Origin of the sequence: Pantoea sp. 18069, from assembly GCF_902706035.1 — a bacterium.
GTDB lineage: Bacteria > Pseudomonadota > Gammaproteobacteria > Burkholderiales > Burkholderiaceae_C > Comamonas.
This window is the reverse complement of sequence record NZ_CACSJA010000006.1, coordinates 109,519-133,293: the sequence shown is the minus strand read 5'-3', so window position 1 is coordinate 133,293 and position 23,775 is coordinate 109,519. Positions and strand designations below refer to the sequence as shown.

The 23,775-nt window shown below is 62.5% G+C and carries 17 protein-coding genes and 5 pseudogenes; 15 read left to right on the top strand and 7 right to left on the bottom strand.

The features are described 5' to 3' along the window. The first annotated feature begins 112 nt into the window (after nt 1-112). Genes GVL12_RS07240 through GVL12_RS07225 form a run of 4 tightly spaced genes read left to right on the top strand, consistent with a single transcriptional unit; the run spans nt 113 to nt 3,771 of the window. On the top strand, nt 113-1,333 hold the full coding sequence (locus GVL12_RS07240; protein WP_159912360.1) for a CaiB/BaiF CoA-transferase family protein: 1,221 nt from the start codon (nt 113-115) through the stop codon (nt 1,331-1,333). Between the two features lies 1 nt (nt 1,334). Further along, nucleotides 1,335-1,799 carry a MaoC family dehydratase gene (locus GVL12_RS07235; RefSeq protein ID WP_159912358.1) on the top strand — a complete coding sequence of 155 codons (465 nt, stop codon included), beginning with the start codon at nt 1,335-1,337 and terminating at the stop codon, nt 1,797-1,799. A 37-nt stretch (nt 1,800-1,836) separates the two neighbouring features. Next, on the top strand, nt 1,837-2,811 hold the full coding sequence (locus GVL12_RS07230; protein ID WP_159912356.1) for a tripartite tricarboxylate transporter substrate binding protein: 975 nt from the start codon (nt 1,837-1,839) through the stop codon (nt 2,809-2,811). Between the two features lie 6 nt (nt 2,812-2,817). After that, nucleotides 2,818-3,771: a D-2-hydroxyacid dehydrogenase family protein gene (locus GVL12_RS07225; protein ID WP_159912354.1), complete on the top strand. Its 954-nt coding sequence runs from the start codon at nt 2,818-2,820 to the stop codon at nt 3,769-3,771. Nucleotides 3,772-3,881: 110 nt separating this feature from the next. Here GVL12_RS07225 and GVL12_RS07220 read toward each other — a convergent pair whose 3' ends face one another. After that, entirely contained in the window at nt 3,882-6,173 is a 2,292-nt protein-coding gene (locus GVL12_RS07220; protein WP_159912352.1) for an acyl-CoA dehydrogenase, read from the bottom strand. A 306-nt stretch (nt 6,174-6,479) separates the two neighbouring features. After that, nucleotides 6,480-7,515, bottom strand: a pseudogene (locus GVL12_RS26855) (transposase). 235 nt (nt 7,516-7,750) lie between these two features. Here GVL12_RS26855 and GVL12_RS07210 point away from each other — a divergent pair. Continuing rightward, a pseudogene (locus GVL12_RS07210) lies at nt 7,751-8,013 on the top strand (IS21 family transposase); the annotation flags it as partial. Nucleotides 8,014-8,165: 152 nt separating this feature from the next. On the opposite strand, the pseudogene GVL12_RS07205 reads toward GVL12_RS07210, so the two are convergent. Beyond that, nucleotides 8,166-8,309, bottom strand: a pseudogene (locus GVL12_RS07205) (IS3 family transposase); the annotation flags it as partial. A gap of 492 nt (nt 8,310-8,801) precedes the next feature. Here GVL12_RS07205 and hisD point away from each other — a divergent pair. From hisD to GVL12_RS07165, 7 genes are read left to right on the top strand one after another with little or no spacing between them, the layout of a single operon-like run. Beyond that, entirely contained in the window at nt 8,802-10,121 is a 1,320-nt protein-coding gene (hisD, locus tag GVL12_RS07195) for a histidinol dehydrogenase (protein WP_159912350.1), read from the top strand. A 2-nt stretch (nt 10,122-10,123) separates the two neighbouring features. Continuing rightward, nucleotides 10,124-10,885 (top strand): SDR family NAD(P)-dependent oxidoreductase, encoded by a 762-nt coding sequence (locus GVL12_RS07190; protein WP_159912348.1) that lies wholly within the window; start codon nt 10,124-10,126, stop codon nt 10,883-10,885. Next, the gene (locus GVL12_RS07185; protein WP_159912346.1) at nt 10,882-11,895 is read left to right on the top strand and encodes a LacI family DNA-binding transcriptional regulator; all 1,014 of its coding nucleotides are present in this window, start codon (nt 10,882-10,884) and stop codon (nt 11,893-11,895) included. The genes GVL12_RS07190 and GVL12_RS07185 overlap by 4 nt, the downstream gene beginning before the upstream one ends. Nucleotides 11,896-11,946: 51 nt before the next feature. Beyond that, a complete protein-coding gene (locus GVL12_RS07180; RefSeq protein ID WP_159912344.1) occupies nt 11,947-12,930 on the top strand; it encodes a tripartite tricarboxylate transporter substrate binding protein in 984 nt (327 codons plus the stop codon). A 25-nt stretch (nt 12,931-12,955) separates the two neighbouring features. Then, entirely contained in the window at nt 12,956-13,966 is a 1,011-nt protein-coding gene (locus GVL12_RS07175; RefSeq protein WP_159912342.1) for a tripartite tricarboxylate transporter substrate binding protein, read from the top strand. After that, complete coding sequence (locus tag GVL12_RS07170; RefSeq protein ID WP_159912340.1) at nt 13,966-14,676, top strand: RraA family protein; 711 nt, start codon at nt 13,966-13,968, stop codon at nt 14,674-14,676. The genes GVL12_RS07175 and GVL12_RS07170 overlap by 1 nt, the downstream gene beginning before the upstream one ends. A gap of 52 nt (nt 14,677-14,728) precedes the next feature. After that, nucleotides 14,729-15,526, top strand: coding sequence for an HpcH/HpaI aldolase/citrate lyase family protein (locus tag GVL12_RS07165; protein ID WP_159912338.1), 798 nt, complete (start codon nt 14,729-14,731; stop codon nt 15,524-15,526). 63 nt (nt 15,527-15,589) lie between these two features. Here GVL12_RS07165 and GVL12_RS07160 read toward each other — a convergent pair. From GVL12_RS07160 to GVL12_RS27015, 3 genes and pseudogenes are all read right to left on the bottom strand, one after another. Then, nucleotides 15,590-15,751: pseudogene (locus GVL12_RS07160) on the bottom strand (IS30 family transposase); the annotation flags it as partial. Nucleotides 15,752-15,956: 205 nt separating this feature from the next. Further along, nucleotides 15,957-16,907 carry a D-2-hydroxyacid dehydrogenase gene (locus tag GVL12_RS07155; RefSeq protein ID WP_159912336.1) on the bottom strand — a complete coding sequence of 317 codons (951 nt, stop codon included), beginning with the start codon at nt 16,905-16,907 and terminating at the stop codon, nt 15,957-15,959. Nucleotides 16,908-17,028: 121 nt separating this feature from the next. Next, a complete protein-coding gene (locus GVL12_RS27015; protein ID WP_368855040.1) occupies nt 17,029-17,481 on the bottom strand; it encodes a hypothetical protein in 453 nt (150 codons plus the stop codon). Between the two features lie 467 nt (nt 17,482-17,948). Here GVL12_RS27015 and GVL12_RS07145 point away from each other — a divergent pair, with 467 nt between their 5' ends. Together GVL12_RS07145 and GVL12_RS07140 are read left to right on the top strand one after the other, a co-directional pair. Next, entirely contained in the window at nt 17,949-18,707 is a 759-nt protein-coding gene (locus GVL12_RS07145) for an HpcH/HpaI aldolase/citrate lyase family protein (protein WP_159912332.1), read from the top strand. Nucleotides 18,708-18,782: 75 nt separating this feature from the next. Beyond that, nucleotides 18,783-19,781, top strand: a complete 999-nt coding sequence (locus GVL12_RS07140) for a tripartite tricarboxylate transporter substrate binding protein (protein ID WP_159912330.1) — start codon at nt 18,783-18,785, stop codon at nt 19,779-19,781. A gap of 119 nt (nt 19,782-19,900) precedes the next feature. Here GVL12_RS07140 and GVL12_RS07135 read toward each other — a convergent pair whose 3' ends face one another. Next, nucleotides 19,901-20,836 (bottom strand): LysR family transcriptional regulator, encoded by a 936-nt coding sequence (locus GVL12_RS07135; RefSeq protein WP_159912328.1) that lies wholly within the window; start codon nt 20,834-20,836, stop codon nt 19,901-19,903. A 615-nt stretch (nt 20,837-21,451) separates the two neighbouring features. Between GVL12_RS07135 and nrdA the strand changes: the two are divergent. After that, nucleotides 21,452-23,770 (top strand): annotated as a pseudogene (gene nrdA / locus GVL12_RS07130) (class 1a ribonucleoside-diphosphate reductase subunit alpha). The last annotated feature ends 5 nt before the right edge of the window (nt 23,771-23,775 follow it).

Here is a 23,775-nt window from a genome sequence, read left to right as displayed (position 1 = left end):
CCGGCTGCCCATTGATATCAGCTATGCGCATGTGCTAGGTGGCTCGCAATGCGTTTTTCACTCAATTGAAATCTCCGCACACGGCGTGCGGACCCTCCAGGAGACCATGACGATGAGTGCTTTATCCGGTGTGCGCGTGCTCGATCTGAGCCGCGTTTTTTCAGGCCCCTGGGCCGCGCAGATGCTGGCCGATTTCGGCGCCGATGTGATCAAGGTGGAAAGGCCAGGGCGTGGCGACGATGTGCGCCACCAGGGCCTGCGCGTCAAGGACAGCACGGGTGCCGACACCTGCGAGACTTCGTCCTTCATTGCGATGAACCGCGGCAAGCGCTCGATCACCGTGGACATGTCGCAGGCGGCCGGCCAGGAGCTGATCCGCGAGATGGCCAGGCACTGCGACATCGTGATCGAGAATTTCAAGGCCGGCGATCTGGCTCGCTACGGCCTGGACTTCCCCTCGCTGCAGGCTGTCAATCCCCGGCTCGTCTACTGCTCGATCAGCGGCTTCGGCCAGACCGGCCCCTACAGCCACCTGCCCGGCTATGACCCGATCTTTCAGTCGATGAGCGGGCTGATGAGCATCACCGGCCAAGGCGACGACCAACCCGGCGGCGGCCCGATGCGCGTGGGCTTTTCGGTAGGCGACATCACGGCGGGCTTCTATGCGGTCAGCGCCATCCTAGCGGCCCTGCGCCACCGCGACGTGGTCTCGGGCCAGGGCCAGCACATCGACCTGTCGCTGCTGGACTCGCAGGTGGCCGCCATCTCGCATGTGGCGATGATGTACCTGACCTCGGGCCAGCAGCCGCCGCGCCTGGGCAATGCCTCCCCCATCACCTGCCCCTGGCAATCCTTCGACTGCCTGGATGGCCAGATCGTGGTGGCCGTGGGCAACGACACGCAGTTCGCGGCCTTCTGCCAGGTGCTTGGCGCACCCGAGCTGGCCAGCGACGAACGCTTTCTCACCAATCCCCTGCGCGCCAAAAACCGCCTGGTGCTCGTGCCGCTGCTCGCCGACATCCTCAGGACCCGCACGGTAAAGGACTGGTACGCCGATTTCGATGCGGCCAGCGTGCCGAGCGGGCCGATCAACGGCTTCGAGCAGGTCTTCGCCGACCCGCAGATCGTGCACCGCGAAATGCTGCTGCAACTGCCGCATGCGAGTGCCGGCAGCGTGCCCCAGGTGGCCAACCCGGTGAAATTCTCCGCCACGCCGGTCGACTACCGGCGCGGCCCACCGGTGCTGGGCCAGCACACCGACGAAGTGCTGCGCGAACTGCTGGGTCTCGATTCGGACGCCATCGCTGCGCTGCACAGCGGCAAGGTGGTCTGAAATGCGCATTCTTCAGACACCGCAAGACTTCCTCGGCATAGTCGGACAAACGCTCGGCACCAGCGGCTGGTTCACCATCACCCAGGCGCATATCAGCGACTTCGCACGCGTGACCGGCGACGACTTCTGGATCCATGTCGACACCGAGCGTGCGGCGCGCGAGATGCCTGCAGGCAAGACAATTGCCCACGGCATCTACATGCTGTCGCTGGTTCCCTTGCTGCAGCGCGACATCTTCCGCATCGAGCGGCGCGGGCGCGGGCTGAACTACGGCTCGAACAAAGTGCGCTACACCGCGCCGGTGCCGGTGGGATCACGCGTGCGGCTGCACCAGACGCTGGCCGGCGCCGAACGTGCGGGCCAGGCCACGCGCATCGTCACCCGCTGCGAGTTCGAGATCGAGGGCGGCGAGCGCCCCGCCCTGGTCGCCGAATTCATCCTGCACCTCGAAGACGCGCCCGCCTGACGCGCGCAGCCATTTTGATAACAACGGAGACAACCCCATGATCCAACGCCGCCTCATCACCGCGGGCCTGCTGGCCACTGCCAGCCTCGGCGCTGTCACCACTCCCTTGCTGGCCCAGACCAGTTGGCCGACCCGGCCGGTGCGCCTCATCGTTCCCTATCCCGCGGGTGGCCCGGTCGACCAGCTGGCGCGTACCATCGCGCCCAAGCTGGGCGAGCAGCTCGGCCAGCCCATCGTCATCGACAACCGCGCCGGCGCCAGCGGCACCATCGGCATCGATGCGGCAGTCAAGGCGGAGCCGGACGGCTACACCTTCGGTTTCGGCGCGCCGGGCGGCATCACCGTGCTGCCGCACCTGCGCAAGCTGCCGTATGCGGTCGAGGGCATCAACTACATGTCGCTGGTCGCGCGCGTGCCCCAGGTCATTGCCGTCAACCAGAAGCTGAACGTCAACACCCTCGCGGAACTCATCGCACTGGCCAGGAAGGAGCCTGGCAAGATCGCCTATGGCTCCGCGGGCAACGCCACCACGCCGCACCTGGGCGCCGAGCTGCTGGCGCAGGAGGCCAACCTCAAGATGCTGCACGTGGCCTACAAGGGCGCGGCTCCCGCAGTGACGGCCTTGCTCGCTGGCGAGGTACAGGTCATGACGGCCGACCTGTCGGGCCTGCTGCCCTTCCAGTCCCGGGGAATCAAGATCATTGCCGTTTCCGGGCCGCAGCGCGTCGACGTGCTGCCAGGCGTGCCGACGACCGTCGAGCTCGGCCTACCGGCGGTCCACGTGGAATCCAACTACGGCATCATCGAGCCGGCCAACGTGCCACCGGCCATCAGCAAGAAGCTGCGCGAAGCGCTGGTCGCGGTGCTGGACATGCCGGCCATCAAGGCGCAGATCGCCACGCAGGGCGCATTGGCCATGTCAAGCACGCCCGAGGAATACCGCAAGCTGATGCAGCAGGAGTCCGTGAAATGGGCCGGCGTGCTCAAGAAGGGCAACATCACGCTGGAGTAAGCGACGATGACACGCATTGCCATTCTTGACGACCACCAGCAGCTTGCGCTGGACATGGCCGACTGGGCCTCCCTGCCGGGGGCCGAGGTGGTCAGCTTCGCACAGGCGCTCACGGGCCAGGCGCTGGTCGATGCGTTGGCGGATTTTGACGTGGTGGTCGCCATGCGCGAGCGCACGGCCTTTTCGGCCACGCTGATCGGGCAGCTGCCGCGCCTGCGGTTGATCGCCAGCACCGGCCTGCGCAACGCGGCCATCGATCTGGCGGCCTGCCAGCGTGCCGGCATCACCGTGACCGGCGCGCGCGGAGCGAAAAATGGCCTGGCCGTGACGGCCGAAACGGCCTGGGCGCTGCTCCTGGCGCTGCACAAGCGGGTGCTGGCGTCGCACCTCGCGACCACGCAGGGCTGCTGGCAGCCTCTGCTGGCGCTGCCGCTGGAGGGCCGGGTTCTGGGACTGGTCGGACTGGGCAATGTGGGCCGGCACATGGCCCGCGTGGGCCAGGCGTTCGGCATGCATGTCATCGCCTGGAGCCCACACCTCACCGACGAGCGTGCGGCGCAGGCGGGCGTCAGGCGTGTCGACAAGCACGAACTCTTCGCCACGGCCGATGCGGTGTCGTTGCACCTGGTGCTGTCGCCCGAGACGGCCCGGGTGGTGGCGGCCGCCGAACTCGCTGCGATGCAGTCGCATGCCTTTCTCGTCAACACGGCGCGCGCCGGGCTGGTGGATGAAACGGCGCTGGTCGATGCGCTCGCCTGCGGCCGCATCGGCGGCGCGGGGCTGGACGTGTTCTGGCAGGAGCCGCTGCCAGCCACGCATGCACTGTGTGCCTTGCCCAACGTGGTGCTCACGCCGCACCTGGGCTATGTCACGCAGGAAAACCTCTCGGCCTTCTACCGTAACGTGGTGCACAACATCCGCCTCTGGATGGACGGGGGCGCGCCGCAGTTGCTGGGCTGAAGCCCGCTGCCTCCCATTCCGGGTCGGGGCACGGAATCCATCGAGCCGATGCACGGCCCGCCCTGCCGTTCACGGCAGGGTCGATAACGCGAATTCCAGGGGGGACCGTTTCAGGACGGCAGCTCGAGCACCTGCTTGGCCAGGATGCTGCGCTGGATCTCGTTGCTGCCCGCGAAGATCTTCGCGCCCAGGCAGTTGAACAGCGGCGCCACGACCTGCATGTCGATCTCGTCGTCGCAGCTGTGGTCACGCAGGCCGCCATACTCATCGGCCAGCTCGACCAGCAGCAGTGCCAGACGCTCCCAGGTTTCGGTCGACCAGATCTTCAGCATGGAGATGCTCGCTGGAATGGCCTCGCCGCGCTTGGCGATTTCGGCAAAGCCGGCGTAGGCCGCGCCAAGGTCGGCGGTGTCCAGCTGCAGCTCGGTGAAGCGCGCGCCGAAGAGCGGATCGCCGAAAAGGCCGCGCTGGCGCGCGAGCTTCTCCACCTGTACCAGCGTGTGCTGCGAATGCTTGGGACTGCCGGTGAACAGCCGCTCGAAGCCAAGCAGCGCCTTGGCCACGGTCCAGCCCTGGTTGAGCTCGCCCACCAGATTGGCGCGCGGCACGCGCACGTCATCGAAGAATACTTCGCAGAACTCACGCTCGCCCGCGATGTTGCGGATCGGGCGCACGGTCACCCCTGGCGTCTTCAGGTCCAGCAGCAGGAAGCTGATGCCGGCCTGCTTCTTGACGGTCTTGTCGGTGCGCACCAGCATGAACATGTGCGTGCCGTCCGCCCCCCAGGTGGTCCAGGTCTTCTGGCCGTTGACGATGAAATCGTCGCCATCAATGACCGCTTCGGTGCGCACCGCCGCCAGGTCGGAGCCCGCGTTGGGCTCGGAATAGCCTTGGGTCCAGACATGCTCGCCGGCCAGGATGGGCGGCAGAAAGTGCGCGCGCTGGGCATCATTGCCAAAGCGCATGAGAATCGGGCCGACCATCACCAGGCCCTGGTCCGGCGAGCGCGCACCCCCCCAGGCCTCGGTTTCCTCGATGTAGGCAATGAGTTTTTCGGCGGACAATCCCATGCCACCATGCTGCCTGGGCCACGCCGGGGCAATCCAGCCCAGGCGCGACAGCGTCAAGTACCAGTCGCGCGATTCGGCCCAGGACTGGCGGTAGGGCATGTGGCGCCGCGCTTGCGGATAGTGCGCGGCAAAGAGCGCGCGCACCTTGCTGCGGAACTGTGCCTCCGGCATCGCATCCCAATCCTGGTCGGCCGAGAAATCCTCGGCGGTGCTGGCCAGCGCCGGCGCTGCGCCTGGCGTCTGCAGTTGCGCATAGCGTTTCCGGTGCGCGCCCGCAGTGCCCCAGCGGCTGCCCAGCAAGAGTGCGCGCTTGAAGTACAGGCCCACGTCATACTCGTTGGTGGTGCCGATGGCGCCGTGCAGCTGGATGGCCATGCGCGTCATCTCGACGCCCGCATGGGCGCAGCGCGCCTTGGCCCGGCTGGCGTTCGCGGCCAGCGCCTGGGGCGTGGGGGCATGCGCCGCGGCCGAAACCACGTCACGCAGGCAGGCCGACGCCAGCTCGACCTGGATCAGGCCATCGACGAGGCGGTGCTGCAGCGCCTGGAAGCTGCCGATGGGTTTGCCGAACTGCTCGCGTGTGGTGAGGTAGTCGCGCGTGAGTTCGAGGCTGCGGCGCGCAATGCCGGCCAGCTCGGCGGACTGCGCGATGCGGGCGATCTCGTTGGCATGGCCCAGCGCCTGGATGACCGCATCGCCCTGGGCGATGGGAACCGCGCGGGCCTGGTGGAAAGTCAGCGTCGACAGCGCGCTGCCATCCACACCGAAATGGGCTTCCAATGCCGCGCCCGGGCTGGCGCCATCGACCCAGACCAGGGCCGCACCATCGCCCTGCCGGCAAAAGACCAGCCAGCCATCGGCGCCCGGTCCGGGGCGCACGAACCGCTTGCGCCCGGTGAGCGTGCCGGCATCGGCATCGAAAATCGTCGCCGGGCTGGCGCTGACCTCCAGCGTGCCCGCAGCCTCTTGCCAGGCCACACCGGCAATGGCGTCGCCGCTGTGCAGCCGTGCCAAAAGCGCGTCACGGGCCGGGCTGGCGCTGAGGTGTGCCAGCAACGCGAGCGGATGCACGCCCGCATCGACGAAAGGCTCGGGCAACAGATGGCGACCGACCTGTTCGGCGATGGCCGACACCTCGGCAATGCCCAGACCCAGGCCGCCATGCTCTTCGGCGACCAGGATGGACAGCCAGCCCAGGTCGGCTATCTCCCGCCAGACAGCGCGATCGAAGCCGCCGCCTTCGTCTTCGAGCCGGCGCACGCGCTGGCGCTGGTCAGTGGCGCCCAGGTAGTCGGCAGCACTGTCGGCAAATAACTGGGCGGATTCAGACATGGCTTCCTCCAGGAAGCTGCGTGCGACTGCGAGGGCCGCTGAAGGTGAACGTGGGCATGATTTGGCGCATGGACATTCTCTTTGCTTTGAGGCGCAGCCTGTACACCCACAGGCGGACAGACCTGGGCACAGGTGCGCAACGACATTGATGCGAGGTGCAGATGTTCCATTGGAGCATTGCCAGGCCAGGCCGTCGCCCCTGGCAAGCGCACAACAGCTATGCAAAAGCGGAAAGTCGCAGCGCGCGCGGGGCGCGGCCACTGACGCGCTGCGCGGAACGTGTCAATGACTTTGCTGCACCAGTTGTCATAAATTTACTGTGCAGGGCTGGTTTATTTTCTGGGCGTTGGTCTCCGATGCTGGCGGGTTGATCCAAGCTGCGGTAGGCAGCGCATGGGGCTTGGGACGACGGCCCTTGAAGCGCTGCGGTGTCGCAAGGAACGCTGCATCCAACGCGAGCTGACGCGTATCGCGCAAGGCTGCAGCCTGACCGTAGTGCGCCGCCTGTGGCGTCATGTCGCCGATGCCCGAATGGCGATGCTCGGTGTTGTACCAAGCGAAGAGCGCTTGGCAGTGGGCCCGAGCGTCCTTGATACAGCCGAACCGCGCCGGGAAGTCGGGCCGGTACTTCATCGTCTTGAACTGCGACTCCGAGTACGGGTTATCGTCCGAGACGTGTGGCCTGCTGTGGCTCTTGGCGATGTCCAGTTCCACCAACAAGGCGCCACCGGCTTGGAGCGCATGGCCGCGCCTCTGTCGGCGCGTGCAGCGTGAGCCTGCCGGGCTGCACGTCGTGGCGCGAAACACTGGCGGCGATGAGCTGCTCGGCCAGATCGGCGCTCTCGCGCTCGGCGATCAACCAGCCTACGACGTGGCGGCTGAATATGTCCAAGATCACGTACAAGTGGAAGCAAGTCCACTTGGCCGGCCCTTTCAGCTTGGCGATGTCCCAGGACCAGACCTGGTTCGGCACGCTCGCCAGCAACTCGGGCTTGACGTAGGTCGGGTAGGTGAGCTGGCGGCGACGCTCGCACGAGCCACCTTGGGTGTTCAGCAGGCGATACATGGTGCGGCACCGAGCCCAGGTATCGGCTCTCGTCGAGCAGCGCGGCGTGCACCGCCGCAGGGGCTGTGTCGGCGAATCGTTCGCTGTTCAAAGTGTCCAGCAGCAGCGCGTTCTCCTGCGCATCCAAGGCCAGCGGCGGGCGCGCTCGCGGCGCACGCCGGGGCCTGGGGCCGACCATGGCTGGCGGGCTGGCACCCCGCGCGCGGTGGCCCCCAGGGCCCGGCAGGCGGCGCTGGCGCCCAGCAGCGGCGTCAACTCGTGCACGGCGGCGATCACAGCAAGTCGCCGGTGTCGTCGATCGGCTTGCCCAGCAAGGCTGCAAGTTTTTTTGGACATCGATCACCAGCAGCGCCTTGTCCAGGCGCAGCTTGAAGTTGTCGCGTCTCGGGTAAGCTGAGCGATGTGCAGCGTCTGAGCACGGCGGGGGTAGGCCTTGGGGCCACGCTTGATCGGCGCCAAGGCGGCCAGCTCAGCTGCCTTACGCTGGCGACGCCAGGTGCTCAGGGACAATGCCCACCTGCAGCCGTTGCCGATCACCGGCATGGCGTACTTCACCGAAGTCCAGCGCCCGGTCTGCGACAACAGCTGCGTGCGCATCGCGCACAGCAGCTATGCAGCGCGCCCGGTGCCCATCGGAGCCAAGGTGATGGTACGGCTCTTCGAGCTGTGCATCGAAATCCGAGACCTTCACACGCAGCAATTGCTGCGCCCCACGCCTTGGCAGACCGGCCCGGCAGCGTGGTGCTGCCCATGAATGAGCGGGTGTTCAACCCCTAGCGCGCAACACGCTCATCCTCGGCCAGGCCAGCGCAGCAATCACGGAGCAGCGCGTGCTCAAATGGCGATTGTGGCAGTCATGCTCAAGGATCCAGGGCAACGGGTAAGGCCGCCTGACCAGCCCCCACTGCAGTAGATAAATCCCAGCCTCACGCCCGGGTGCGCTCAAACGCCTGCGGGCTGACTCCGCCCAGATGACTGTAACGGCGTGACCGGTTGTGGAACACCTCGATGTAGTCAAACACATCAGCCTGGGCCAGATCCCCGGTCTTGTAGATGCGGATGCGGATGCGGATGCGCTCATCCTGCTCGCGCACATCCTCGGGCTTGGCCCGTAAGGCGTTTTCCATCCCACGTTTTCCTTCGTTCACCCAGCCATTAACTTCGGAGGGCGACAGGTCGTATGCTGGGCTGGCTTCGGTCACCATCGCCTGGCCTTGATCCCCAGTACAACGCGCTCTTGCGCTTGGCTGTCCATCGCTTGATCTCGTCTCCTGCCTTCATCTTTCAGATCCTTTTTTCCAAGTTTAGGACCTGTGCAGGTTTTTACGGGATCAATACATGAATGCCCAGTGCATCGAATGGCAGATGCCGGGTGAGCCTGCCAGAGCCGCCCCGCCCGCCCACTCGGCGAACTGAGAGCCGGTCAGCTCAGTTTCACACCAACAGCGGCCGACTCCCGGATTTAAAAAATTTGCGTCGATTAAGGGTTTTTACGGAATTGCATACGCATGCAAGACAAGCACATTGCATACGTATGCAAACCAACTTTCCAGGATGCAAGAATGATCAAATATCTCAAGCGTGGCAAGGACGTGCAGGTCCGCGCAGACGACGACGCCAAGGTGCGCAACACCGTAGAAGCCATCATCAAGGACATCGAGTCGCGCGGTGACGTCGCTGTGCGTGAGTACAGCCGCAAGTTCGACAACTGGAATCCGGCCGATTTCAGGCTCTCGCAAGCCGAGATCGAAGCTGCGCGCAAGAGCCTGTCGGCGCGTGAAATTGAAGACATTACTTTCGCGCAAACACAGGTGCGCAATTTCGCACAGATCCAGCGTGATTCCATGAAAGATGTGGAAGTCGAAACTTTGCCGGGAATCGTTCTGGGCCACAAGCACATTCCGGTCGATGCAGTGGGCTGCTATATCCCGGGCGGCAAGTACCCGCTGCTGGCGTCGGCGCACATGAGCGTGCTGACGGCCAAGGTCGCAGGCGTGAAGCGCGTGGTCGCTACGGCCCCGCCCTACCAGGGCAAGCCGCACCCCGCCATCGTGACCGCCATGGCAATGGCCGGCGCCGACGAAATTCTGGTCCTGGGCGGAGTCCAGGCCGTGGTGGCGATGGCCGTGGGCACGCAAAGCATCGCATCAGTCAACATGCTGGTGGGCCCGGGCAACATGTTTGTCGCCGAAGCCAAACGCCAGCTGTTCGGCCGCGTAGGCATTGACCTGTTCGCCGGCCCCACCGAGACCTTGGTCATCGCAGACGAGACGGTGGACGGCGAAATGTGCGCCGTCGACCTGCTGGGCCAGGCCGAGCACGGCCCCACTTCGCCCGCAGTGTTGCTGACGACCAGCGAGAAGCTGGCACGCGAGACCATGACCGAGATCGAGCGTCAGCTGAAGATTCTGCCGACCGCTGACACCGCAGCGCAAAGCTGGGCCGAGTACGGCGAAGTCATCGTCTGCGACACCGATGAAGAAATGCTGGAAAAAGCCAATGAAATGGCGTTCGAGCATGTCCAGGTGATGACCCGCGACCCGGATTACTTTCTCGCCCGCATGACCAATTATGGCGGCCTGTTCCTGGGGCCACGCACCAACGTGAGCTTCGGCGACAAGGTGATTGGCACCAACCATACGCTGCCAACCAACGGCAGCGCACGCTACACCGGCGGTCTGTGGGTCGGCAAGTTCCTCAAGACCTGCACTTACCAAAAAGTGCTGACTGATGAAGCCAGCGCAATGATGGGCGAATACTGCTCACGCCTGTGCCATATGGAGAACTTCGCCGGGCATGGCGAGCAGGCCAATCTGCGCGTGCGCCGCTACGGCACTCGGGCCGAGGTGCCTTGGTATCAGCCGGTGCCGGCAAAGGACTGATGATGCTGCCGAAAACTCCAAGCTTTCGGGTGGATGGACAGCGCGCCCTGGTGACGGGTGCCGGCCGGGGCATTGGTTTCGCCGCGGCTGCGGCGCTGGCAGACGCCGGTGCTGCCGTCACCCTGGTCGCGCGCTCGGAAGGCGAGCTGCGCAGCGCCTGCGAGCGCATTCGTGCAGCGAGCGGCAGCTGTGATTATCTGGTGCTCGACGTGACCGATGCGCGCGCCGTGAGCGAACAGATCTCCGCGCGCGGACCGTTCCAAATCCTCGTCAACAACGCCGGCATGAACCGCCCCAAGGAATTGGTGCAGCTTGAAGAAGAGGACATCGACGCGGTGCTCAACCTGAACGTGAAGGCCGCCTTTCACGTCACTCGCGCCGTCGCGCGCGGCCTGCTTGCGGACCGCTTGCGCGGCTCGATCATCAACGTCTCGTCGCAGATGGGCCATGTGGGTAGCCCGCGCCGCACGCTGTATTGCGCCAGCAAGCACGCTATCGAGGGCATGAGCAAAGCCCTGGCTTGGGAGTTGGGAGCTTCAGGCATCCGGGTCAATACCGTCTGCCCCACCTTTATCGAAACAGAAATGACTGCCGACATGTTCAAGGACGAAGCGTTTCGTGAATGGGTGGTCGGCAAGATCGCACTCGGCCGGCTGGGCCGCACCGAGGAGATCATGGGGGCTATCGTATTCTTGGCCAGTGAAGCTTCCAGCCTTGTCACCGGTAGCGCGCTGATGCTCGACGGCGGCTGGACCGCAGCATGAAATCTTCTGCTACCGCCCAAGAAGTTGCCCGCCTGGCAAAGGTGTCGCAGTCAGCGGTGAGTCGCAGCTTCACGCCCGGCGCGAGTGTCTCCGAAGACACCCGCGCCAAGGTGATGGCGGCGGCCAAGGTCTTGGGCTATCGGCCCAACGCCATGGCTCGAAGCCTGATCACGCGACGCAGCCGGATCATCGCCCTGGTCATGAGTTACCTGGAAAACCAGTTCTATCCGCTGGTGATCGAAAAGCTCTCCCAGAAGCTGCAAAAGCAGGGCTATCACGTGCTGATGTTCATCAGCGATCTCGACGAAGCGGACGACGTGATCGCCGAGATTTTGCAGTACCAGGTCGATGGCATCGTCATGGCGTCCACCACCTTGTCGCCGGCCCTGGCCAAAAACTGCCAAGACGCCGGCGTTCCCATCGTGCTTTTCAACCGTGTGCCGGATATGAGCGCACAGGCCCGTTACAGCACCAGTTCAGTCACATCCGACAACTACCGTGGGGGGCGCATGGTCGCTGAGCTGCTGCTGTCGCGTGGCCATCAAAGAATGGCCTTCCTCGCTGGCCTGGAAAACTCGTCGACCAATCTCGAACGCGAACGCGGCTTCAACGAGGCACTGCAGGAAGCCGGCACCAACGTCTTCCGCAAGGCGATCGGCTACTACAGCTTCGAGCGCGCCAAGCAGGCTACACGTGAGCTATTCGTCGGCGCCGAGCAACCTGATGCCATTTTCGTGGCCAACGACCATATGGCCATCGCCTCCATGGACGTGCTGCGCTGCGAACTCGGCCTGCGCATTCCCGATGACGTGAGCGTGGTCGGCTTCGACGACGTTCCGCAGGCGGCCTGGGGTGCTTACCAGCTGACCACCGTGGTGCAAAGCGTGGAAAACATGGTCGTCGCCACCATCGAATTGCTGCACGAGCAAATGCAGCGCGACGTGCAGCCGCGCAACATCGTCGTCCCCAGCCAACTGGTGGAGCGTGCTTCGGTCCGCCCAGCCCCCTAACGAGTTCTCTTGATCAGTTCAAAGATTATTTTCAGCAGCCAAAGGAGCTCCATGAAATTCGATACTCGTAAACTGCTTACGGCCACTGTCTACGTCTTCTCAATGACCGTCGTGGCACTCCCAGCCGCGGCCCAGTCCTGGCCGCAAAAGCCGGTGAAATATGTCGTCCCGTTCTCGTCCGGTGGCGTGTCTGACGGCGTGGCGCGGCTGATTGCTTTGCATCTTGCCGACAAGTTGGGACAGCCAGTGGTGGTGGAGAACAAGCCTGGCGTATCGGGAATCGTCGGCACGCAGGCAGTGGCGCGTTCGCCTGCGGATGGCTACACCCTAATTGGCGGCACCATCACCACCCATGCGGTCAATCCCTTCTTCAACAAAAACCTGGGTTACGACCCGAAGAAAGACTTCGTTCCTATCAATATGGTGGGCACGGTAAGCAACGTGCTGGTGGTAGCCAGCGACAGCCGCTTCAACTCGGTAAAGCAGATCGTGGCCGAACTCAAAGCCCAGCCCGATAGCCTGACTTATGGCACAGCGGGAGCGGGCACCTCCCAGCACCTGTCAGGTCAACTGTTTCAGAGTCTCACTGGCACGCAACTGCGCCAGATCGCCTACAAGGGTGGTTCCGGGGCAATGATCGACCTGGTGGGCGGACAAATCGACATGGTGTTCGAAACCGTTGCTGCCGCGCGTCCGATGATTGATGGCAAACGCGTAAAAATGCTGGCCGTCACGTCCAAGTCGCGCCTGGCGAGCCTGCCGGACGTCCCGTCCCTGGCCGAAGCCGGTGTGCCCAACTTCGAGATGCAGTCCTGGCAAGGCGTCTTTGCTCCTGTCGGAACACCTCAGGCCGTGGTCGATCGCCTGAGCAAAGACATCGCCGCCGTGGTTGCGCTGCCCGATGTTCAGGCCAAGCTGCGCGCGCTGGGAGTCGAGCCAGATGGCCGCGGGTCCAAGGATTTCGCCAGTTTCCAGCGCGCCGAGATAGCAAAGTGGGACAAGGTCATGAGCAGTGCCGACTTCAAAACTGAATAAACAAACAAAAGCAGGAGACTTTCAGATGTTTTATTTCACGAAGAATAGCCGTCGTATCGCGCGCCGCGCCGCGCTCGCCACCCTGGCCGTAGCTTGCGCTGGAGCCTGGGCCCAGGCCAAGCCGGGATCAAACGACTACCCGAACACCGGCCGCGTCGTGATCGTGGTTCCTTTCGCACCAGGCGGCGCCACGGACATCATCGGCCGCCTGGTGGCGGACGAACTCGGCAAGCGCTGGAATACGGCGGTGGTGGTCGAAAACAAGGCTGGCGCAGGCGGCGGCATCGGTACTGAAGCCGTCGCCCGCGCTAAACCGGACGGCTACACCCTGCTGCTCGGCACGCAAACCGCCCTCGCCGTCAATCCGACCCTGCTCAAAAGAATCGGCTACAAAGTTGACAAAGACTTCGCGCCGATTACCGCTCTGGCCGAAACACCGCTGGTGCTGCTGGCCAGCAACAAGTCGGGAGCTGGCAATGTGCAGGAGCTGATCAGCGCGATCAAAGCCAAGCCCGATGCCCTCTCCTACGGCACCAGCGGCAACGGCACTTCGCAACATTTGACGGCGCTGCTGATGCTCAACCGCATCAACGGATCCGCAGTACACGTTCCCTACAAGGGCAGCAGCCAATCGTTGATTGATCTGGCGGGCAATCAGATCGACATGCAGTTCGACAATATGGCGACGGCTTTGGCCTTTGCCAAGAACGGGCAGGCCAAGGCGTTGGCGGTGACCAGCTTGAAACGCTCGCCTTTGCAGCCCGATCTGCCCACGCTCGCCGAGTCTGGCGTGCCGGGGTTTGAGGCCGTGACCTGGCTGGGCCTGTTGGCCCCGGCCGGCACTCCGTCAGCTGTGATTTCTTATCTGAATGCGGAAGTGACAGCGGTGCTGGAAACACCCACCGTCCAGGCACGCATGGCGGGCCAGGGCTTTGTTCCCAAGCCCATGAAAGCTGAAGTATTCAGCCAATTCATCAAGGACGAGACCGTCAAGTTCGCCGACCTGATCAAAACCAACAACATCGTTATTGAATAATGCAAGCGACCTTAACTCCCGAACTGATCCGTAAGCTGCGCTCAGTCGATACGCCGACCATCTGCAATGCGCTGGAGCTCGCCATGGGCGGCCGTACCGCGCAAGGCTTTACCTACGGCAATATCGTGGCTGCGCCGCAGCCCCTGCCAGCCATCGTGGGCTTTGTGCGCACAGCGCGCATTCGTGCTTCGGCACCCTCCTTGCGCCCGCCAGAAGACGTGCGCAGCATGCGCCTGGACTACTACCGTTATGTGGCGGATGGCAGCGCGAATGCACCAGTCATCGTGGTCATGGAAGACGCCGATGACAGACCGGGAACGGGCTCGTTCTGGGGCGAAGTCAACTCGGCGCTGCACGAAGGCCTAGGCGTAGCCGGGGTGCTGACCAATGGATCGGTGCGCGATCTCGATTGTCTCTCCAAGAGCTTTCCCATCCTGGCGGGCAGCGTAGGGCCTTCGCATGCCTATGTGCATGTCGAGGAGATAGGCACGCCAGTGACCGTCTTTGGCCTGGAACTGGCGCATGGCGATTTGATCCATGCGGATTGCCACGGCGCGGTGCTGATCAGGCCCGAGTATCTGGCCGCACTACCAGACTGCATCGACCTGGTGCAGCGCAAGGAAGCGCCACTGCTGGAGGCCGTGCGCAGTGGCTCTTTCTCGCTGGCGCTGCTCGAGCAGGCGATGCGCGACTCCGAAGACATTCACTGAGCCTGACATCTCTGCCAGAGTACTTCCCCACTCCTGTTTAAAGAACATCGCTATGCAAGCACGCTACCACCCTCTGGACGATAGACTTCCTGGCATGCTGCGCAGCGGTCGTGCGCTGCGTGGAGTCTTCAATTCGCTGCCCAGCCCGGCCATCGTTGAGATGTGCGGCTACGCCGGTTTCGATTTTGTGATCATCGACAACGAGCATGGCAGCAGTGGCCTGGAGACCACCGAGAACATGCTGCGCGCGGCCCGCGCCAGCGGCATCGTGCCCGTGGTGCGCTGTCTGCGCCAGGATATTTCGCGCATTCTCGACATGGGCGCCAGCGCAGTGCAGATACCGATGGTTGCCAGCGCGGCCGAAGCGCGCGATCTGGTGCAGCAGGTACGCTATCCGGGAGTCGGTCGCCGCGGCAGCGCCTTCAGCCCGCGCGCCGCAGGTTACGGAGCCTTTCCCGGCGGCGCCCACACCGAGCGCAGCAATGCCGGCATTGCCTTGATCGTCATGCTCGAGACCCCCGAGGCAGTGGCGCAGGCGGGCGAGATTGCTGCGGTCGAAGGCGTCAATGCGGTATTCGTGGGCCCCAACGACCTGTCACACGCCATGGGCTACGGTAGCGACTGGCATTCGCCGCAGGTCGAAGCCGAGATCGAACGCGCGCTGCGCGCCATCAGCACAGCGGGCAACTGCGCCGGAGTTATCGCGCTCACCCCCGAAGACGAAGCCAAGTACGGACAATGGGGAGCGCGCTATTTCGCCGGAGTCACCACCGGCTTGATCACGCACGCGCTGCAGCAGGCCTCGGCTGCTGGCGGTCGTCTGGATAAGGTCGCCAGTCTTTCCTATTGAGCCGGCGCTGCTCCTCTAGTCTTTGGGTTGTTGCGGTGACCTGCCCCCTTCCGCCAGGCGGAGTCAAACGATGGTCGCAACACCGGGTTGTTCCGCAGATTTTAGATACTCGTTGAGTGCTTCAGCCGGTGTTCTCCAACCAAGCGTTTTGCGCGGCCTGTTGTTCAAGGTGCGGACCACAGCTTGAATCTCTTGGCCACTCCACCGAGACAACTCAGTGCCTTTAGCCACAGCTGGGCCGGAGATATGCGCGTCCTGCCGTTGCAGCGAACCCAGCTCAGGCGTGAGGAGAGGATCCATCTACGGCAGCGGGGGCCGTCCATCTCCAGGTGCACCAAGAACTGGGACAGGCCAGTACCAGGAGGAAATACTCCAAGGGAAGAGGAAAAAACACATTACCCTGCAGCAATCCCACCCTCTATATTGTGGGCTACACCCTGTTCACAGGCGCGCCTCTGACGAACGCTTCCACGTTGTCGATGAGCTGGTCGGCCAAGCTCTGTATCGCCTCTTGAGAGGCCCAAGCCACGTGGGGAGTCAAGATGAAGTTCGGCCTATCCAGCAGCGCCATGAATGGGTGCTCCGCAGGTGGAGGTTCGACCGAGACAACATCAAACCCTGCCCCCGAAATCTGACCGCTGCGCAATGCCTTGGCAAGCGCTTCTTCATCGATTAGGCCGCCACGGGCCGTATTGATGATGAGAGGCTTGCGATCCATTTTCTCGAACTCTTCGGCCCCAATCATATTGCGGGTTTCGGCGGTCAATGGACAGTGGAGCGTGATGATGTCGGAGCGTGCCAGGACGTCATCGAACGAGGTATACAGGCTTCCCATGCCGGCGTGCCCCTTAAATGCAGAAAACAGCACCGTCATGCCGAGGGCACGTGCAATCGTCGCCACGGCGTTGCCGAGTGCACCGTCTCCAATGATTCCCAGAGTGGCGCCCGCCAGATCCCGGATGGGATAATCAAAGTAGCAGAACTGCGCGGATTCCTGCCACTTGCCGGCACTCACGGATTCTCGATAGGCACAGATGCTGCGGCGAAGCGCAAATATCAGTGCGAAGGTGTGCTCTGGAACCGTGTTGCCAGCGTAATTCCGAATATTGCTGACGGTGATGCCACGCTGGGCACAGGCGTTCAAGTCAATATTGTCGGTTCCGGTCGCCGCTACCGCCACAAGCTTCAGCCTCGGGGCCTGCTGCAAAGCCTCGGCGCTGAGCTTCACCTTATTGGTGATGACAATGTCTGCGTCGGCAATCCGGTGCGCTATCTCATTCGGTTGCGTGTTCTCGTAGCACACAAGTTCGTGCTTGAAGAAAGGAAGTCGCAGGATGGTCTGAGGGGAGAGTGTAGAGCGGTCAAGGAATGCAATCTTCATGTCGGTCCTGGCGGTGTCCTGCTCCCGGGTCGGAATGAATGGACCCAGGGGAAAGTGAAAATCAGCCGCCCCTGGATACGCAGGGGCAGCAAACGGTGGTTAGGAGGAAGTGCTTGAGGCGTTAGCTCCGCATGCCTTCACGATGGGACCGATCGGCGGTGATACCTGATTGCCCTGTAAGACCTCGCCAGTGGAGATCGTCCGAGGCGACCATGGCCAGCGTGAACGACACGCTGCGTGCGGCGGCCAGCAGCGGCGCTTCCTTGCGCTGCATGAGATCGATACACGCAGGCAGTGCCTGCAGGTACTCGAGCGCGATCACCACCGCGCCGTGCCGGTCGGCATGGATCAGGTCGCCATGAGCAACCTCCATGCCAAACACGGTCACCGGCGTACCAATGTCCTCCACGTGCACATGCGCATGCGCATGCGAAGGCCACACGCTCCCGGCAAGAATGGGAAAGATCGCCGAGGTCGCGCACTGAGTCGTTGGTCGGCACGCAGGCAACGCCCAGGCCTTCGTGCAGCGCCGAGTTGACTTCGCCCCAGAACGAGCCCGTTCCCGGTCTGTCATCGGCGTCTTCCATGACCACGATGACTGGTGCATTCGCGCTGCCATCCGCCACATAACGGTAGTAATCCAGGCGCATGCTGCGCACGTCTTCTGGCGGGCGCAAGGAGGGTGCATCGTCTGCGCGAACCTGCACGCCCTTGCCGCGCTTGAGATATTTGATCATGGCTCTTTCCTAGATGGCTGTGTTTGCAGAGGTGTGAACTATTGAAGTAGTGCATACGTATGCAAACAGGGTATTCCCTGGCTCGCGGTAAATTTTTTAGCTGCGTGATTTCTGGGGAAAAGTCAGCATGCGCCCTTGGAATGTGTCGCTGCCGACGATGGGGGATCCCATTTTCAGTGGAACGCGCGGCGAGTGGCGATATGAAAATCGTCTGAGGCGCACCTGCCAAAGATATTGGACCCGCGGCGCTGGATCCATAGCATCGGAAGCCTCTTGAGCAAACACAGCTGAATGGAAATAATGCATGCGCGAAAATTCTTTGATTGCTTTGAAGGCTGCGGGCAAGATGGCCTTGAATGCCTGGGTTTCTGTAGGCTGCGGCTACCAGGCCGAACTGCTGGGACACGCGGGTTTTGATGCGGTGACGGTGGACCTGCAGCATGGTCCGTATGGATTCGACACAGCCGTGCACCTGCTGCAGGCCATCTCAAGCACCCCCGCCATGCCCATGGCCCGCAGCGCAGGCAGCACTCTGGCCGAGATCCACAAGCTCCTGGACGCCGGGGCTTACGGCATCATCTGCCCGCTGATTGAATCCGTGGACGACGCAGCCGCCTTCGCGCGGGCCTGCCGTTATCCACCCCGCGGCGACCGCAGCTTCGGCCCGGCGCGTGGGCTCACGTATGGCGGCTCCGACTACGCTGCGGGCGCCGACGACCAGATCTTCAGCCTGGCGATGATCGAAACCCTGTCCGCGCTGGATTGCATCGAGCAGATCGCACAAGTGCAAGAGCTTTCGGGCGTCTACGTTGGTCCGAGCGATCTGGGCTTGGCCATGGGGCTGGGCAGCAGCGCCTGGCCGCAGCCTGCGCTGGTCGACGCGATTCGGCATGTGCTCGAGGTGTGCCGCGCCCAGGGCAAATACACCGGCATCTACTCGTCCAGCCTTGCCATGGATCAGGCCATGCGCGAGATGGGCTTTGACCTTGTCACTCCCGGCAACGACGCGCAGCAGCTGCGTGCTGGAGCGCAGCAGCGCATCCAGCCACTGCGGGCTATTTGAGCCCCCGGCGCCAGCCCCCGTGGGCTGCGCTGCAAGCCATTTTTCTCCACCCTTGTCATGCCAACAGGAGACAGCATGTCCACCTCCATCCGTTTTCCCAAGCCCTCGCGTGCGCGCCGCGGCCTGCTGCTGGCCTGCGCCGCAGCGGTGCTGGTCCCTTCCGCCTGGTCGGCACAGGCTGCTGCCTGGCCCAGCCGTCCGGTGCGCCTGGTGGTGCCATATCCGGCGGGCGGCTCGTCCGACGTGGTCGCGCGCCTGCTCAGCCAGCCGCTGCAAGAGGCCCTGGGCCAGTCCGTCATCATCGAAAACAAGGCCGGCGCGAACGGCAACATCGGCGCCGAGTTTGTCGCCAAGGCCACTGACGGCCACACTTTCCTGCTGGCGGACGTGCTGGCGCTGGCCATCAGCAGTTCGCTGTACACCAAGCTGCGCTTTGATCCGGCCAAGGATCTGGTGGGCGCGGCCATGCTGGCCTACTCACCGCACCTGCTGGTGGTGCATCCGAGCGTGCCCGCCAACACGCTCAAGGAACTCGCCGACCTGTCTCGGCGCGAACCGCTGAACTTCGCGGTCACCGCCATCGGCAGCCCCCCGCACCTGGCGGGCGTTGCCGCGGCACAGGCCACCGGCGCGAAGTGGCAGTACATCCCCTACAAAGGAGGCGCGCAGGCTATCAACGACACGCTGGGCGGCCAGGCCCAGGTGCTGATGAACGGCATGCTTGCCACGCTGCCGCATGTGCAAAGCGGCAAGCTCAAGGTATTGAACGTATCAAAGAGCACGCGCATGGGCCTCATTCCACAGGTTCCCACCCTGGCCGAGTCGGGTCTGCCCCACTTCGAATCGGGCTCGTGGCAAGGCGTGCTCGCGCCCCGCAGCACTCCACCGGCAGTGATACAGCGCCTCAATGCCGAGCTCACGCGCATCATCCGCTCGCCCGAGCTGCGCGCCCGCCTGGCAGGACAGGGGGCTGAGGTGAGCACCATGAGCGTGGCGGATTTCTCCAGGTTCTACGCTGTCGAGAACAAGCGCTGGGCTGAAGTTGTCAAAAGTCTGAACCTGACGCTCGATTGAGCGCGCGTGTCCACATGCGGGACCCGCATGGGTGTGTAAATATCAAAAAAGGAACTGCGATGCCCGTGTACCGGCCGCGGCGTCCAGGCGCGGATGGCACCACCGAAGGGCTCGGCTGGCTACACCGATGGCACTGCCGGGGCGGCGACGCTGTTGGGAGCTGAGGCCGTGACAGTGCGCGCAATTTCCAGAAAATTGCGCAGCAGTGGCCGTTCGTCGTTGGCGCGCCAGGCCAATTGCATGGTGGCCATGGGAGCCACACCCCGGGTTTGCAACGTGCGGTAGACCACGCCTTTGACGGGGGCCTGAGCAGCAGCCTGGGGCACGATGGCGACCCCGAGCCCCGAGCTGACCAGTGACAGCATGGTGTGGGGTTGTGTGGCGCGCTGCGCTACACGGGGCTGGACCCCTGCGGCTGTGAGCATGTCGTCCACCAGCTCTTGCAGATAGCGTGCCTCGGTACTCGTGAAGCCGATCAGGGGCTGTCCTTGCAGTTGGCTCACCTGCACCTGAGACAGGGCGGCCAGCGGGTGGTCCGCAGGCAGTGCCAGAATCATCGGCTCTTGCAGCAGCGTCTGCCTGCACAGTTCAGCATGGTGTCGGAACGGACGCAGCAGTCCCATGTCCAGGCGCTGCTGGGCCAGCGCCTCAGCCTGCTCGCTCGACAGCAGTTCCATCAGCACCACTTCGACATAGGGGTGGCGCTTCTTGAAAGCCCGGATCAACGAAGGCAGCAATGTGAATGCACTCGCTGCGGTATAGCCCAGGCGCAGCAACCCGCGGTCGCCGCGCGCCATGGACTGCACCAGCTCCACCGTGCGCTCCAGCTCCGCATGGATGATGTGTGCCTGCGTGAGCAGTACCTCACCCGCGGGCAGCAGTTGCACGCCGCGGGGGCCGCGCTGGAAAAGCTGTACGCCGAGCTGTGCTTCCAGCTGTCGGATTTGCTGCGAAAGTGGTGGCTGCGACATGTGCAGCCGCTCGGCCGCTCGGCCAAAGTGCAGCTCTTCGGCGACAGCGACAAAGTAGCGCAACTGACGGGAATCAAGTTTCATGGAGCGCGGGGCCGTGATCGGTGCAATCAGAGGCCAGCAGCGAAGGAATGGTGAAGGGCGCGCCATGGTAGCCCATTCGACTTTGCATGCATACAGGGCTTTACGCTGCATTCGCGCAGGGCTCATCCTGCCAGGGGCTTGAGTCGATCTTGGCGTCTGAAAACTTCACGATCTCGCCGCACTTCTTGATGTCGGGATTTTGCGCCAGCCAGGCGCCGCAGCTTTGGCCAGATCAGCGCGCAGTTCAGCGACGCCTTGGCGTAACTCATGCCCCTGCACATGCTTGAGAGCCAAGCCACGCACACCAGAGTTCTGACCTACCTGCCGCAGCTCAGATGCATGCATCGCCCCCTGCGCCATGGACAAACAGCGCCGGCCTCACCGCACCGACCTGGGCCTTCTGCGCCGCGAAGTTGCAGCTGTCCCCAGCCCCCCTCCGGGCGATGGTTTTTGCCATTTAGCACACAAAAAAGGCGCTCGAGAGCAAGAAATGAAAAAACACAAAACGCTATATGTAGTGCATCTCATAAAAAAAAACACTACCTATAGCGTGTACGATGCAGGTTCGCCATCTCAAAACGATGGGCGTTTCTGGTGCTGCAGACCATGAAATGCATGCAACTTCCAACCGCTACAACACAAGCCGAAAGGACAACAGTGAACTCTCCACGCACCAACAAGGTGACCAAACGAAATGGCAGCTCGGAAGCCATTGATCTGGACAAGATTCATCGCGTCATCCGTTGGGCCGCCGAAGGCCTGAACAATGTCTCCGTATCGCAAGTGGAGTTGAGTGCTCACATCCAGTTCTACGACGGCATCAAAACGAAAGACATTCACGAAACCATCATCAAGTCCGCCGCGGATCTGATCTCTGAATCTGCCCCGGATTACCAGTACCTGGCTGCGCGCCTGTCCGTCTTTCACCTCAGAAAAATTGCGTTCGGACAGTTCGATCCACCACATCTGCTGGTGCATGTGCGGCACCTCACCAGCCTGGGAAAATATGACGGCCATCTGCTCAAGGACTACAGCGCCGAGGAATTTGGTGCGTTGAACGAGTACCTTGATCACTGGCGAGACATGAACTTCTCCTACGCCGCAATCAAGCAGTTGGAAGGCAAATACCTGCTGCAAAACCGCGTGAGCAAGCGTATCTACGAGAGTCCACAATTTCTCTTCATGCTCGTGGGTATGTGTCTGTTTGCCAAGTACCCCCAGCAGACCCGGCTCGGCTTCGTCAAACGCTTCTACGACGCCGTATCCAAGTTCAAGATCTCGCTCCCAACCCCCATCATGTCGGGAGTTCGCACACCACTGCGGCAATTCAGCTCGTGCGTATTGATCGAGTGCGATGACAGTCTGGACAGTGTCAGCGCCACCACCAGCGGCATCCTCAAATATGTGTCTCAGCGTGCTGGCATAGGCATCAACGCAGGGCGTATCCGTGCCGTTGGTAGCGAAATTCGTGATGGCGAGGCCTTGCACACGGGCTGCATCCCGTTCTACAAAGTTTTCCAGTCGGCTGTGAAATCCTGCTCCCAAGGCGGAGTCAGAGGCGGTGCGGCCACCTTGTTCTATCCGTTGTGGCACCTGGAAGTCGAATCTCTGCTGGTGCTCAAGAACAATCGCGGAGTTGAAGAAAACCGCGTCAGACATCTTGACTACGGCGTGCAGATCAACCGATTGATGTACCAGCGCCTCATCAAGGGGCAGCAGATCACCATGTTCTCACCACACGAGGTGCCTGGTCTTTATGAATCGTTCTTTGCCGACCAGGGTGAATTTGAACGGCTCTACACAAAATACGAGGAAGATGCTTCGATTCGCTCGAAAAGAATTCCTGCGGCAGAACTGTTTTCGCTGATGATGCAAGAGCGCGCAAGCACGGGACGGATCTACATCCAGAACGTTGATCACTGCAATACCCATGGCGCTTTCAAGCCCTCATTGGCACCGATCCGGCAGTCCAATCTGTGCATGGAAATCACTCTGCCGACCAAGCCCTTGAACGATGTGCATGACATCGAGGGGGAAATCGCCCTTTGTACGCTGTCGGCCTTCAACCTGGGGGCTCTGCAATCTCTGGAAGAACTGGAGGAGCTCGCAGAGCTGGTGGTGCGCGCGCTGGATTCCCTGCTCGACTACCAAGAATATCCCATTGCTGCAGCGCGCCTGTCTACGGAAAAACGCCGCTCACTCGGCGTGGGTGTCATCAACTATGCCTATTATTTGGCCAAGCATGGCACGTCCTACTCGAAGCCGGACGCTCTTGCTCTGACCCACCGCACCTTTGAAGCGATTCAGTATTATCTGCTGAAGGCTTCCACACGCTTGGCACAGGAGTTTGGTCCGTGCCAGGCATTTGGCGAAACGGTTTACAGCGATGGCTGTCTGCCCATAGACAGCTACAAGAAAGATATAGACGCCATCTGCGATGAGCCCCTGCACCTGGACTGGGAGGCATTGCGCCAACTCATCCGCACACATGGGCTTCGAAACTCCACGCTCACGGCACTGATGCCTTCTGAAACCTCCAGCCAAGTTTCAAATGCGACCAATGGCATTGAGCCTCCCCGAGGCCTAGTCTCCGTGAAATAATCAAAGGATGGAATTCTTCGACAGGTAGTACCTGACTTTGAACAGTTCGGGAGCCACTATGAACTGCTCTGGCAACTGCCGAGCAATGAGCCCTACCTGCGCCTTGTCGGAGTCATGCAGAAGTTCGTGGACCAATCTATCTCTGCCAACACCAATTACGACCCTGGCCGCTTTGAGGACGGCCGCGTTCCCATGACCCTGCTGCTCACGGATCTTTTGACAGCCTACAAGTATGGGGTCAAGACCCTTTATTACCACAACACTCGCGACGGAGCAGAAGACTCCCAGCAGGAATTCGAAGATGCCTGTGCTGGCGGTGCATGCAAGATTTGAGAGGC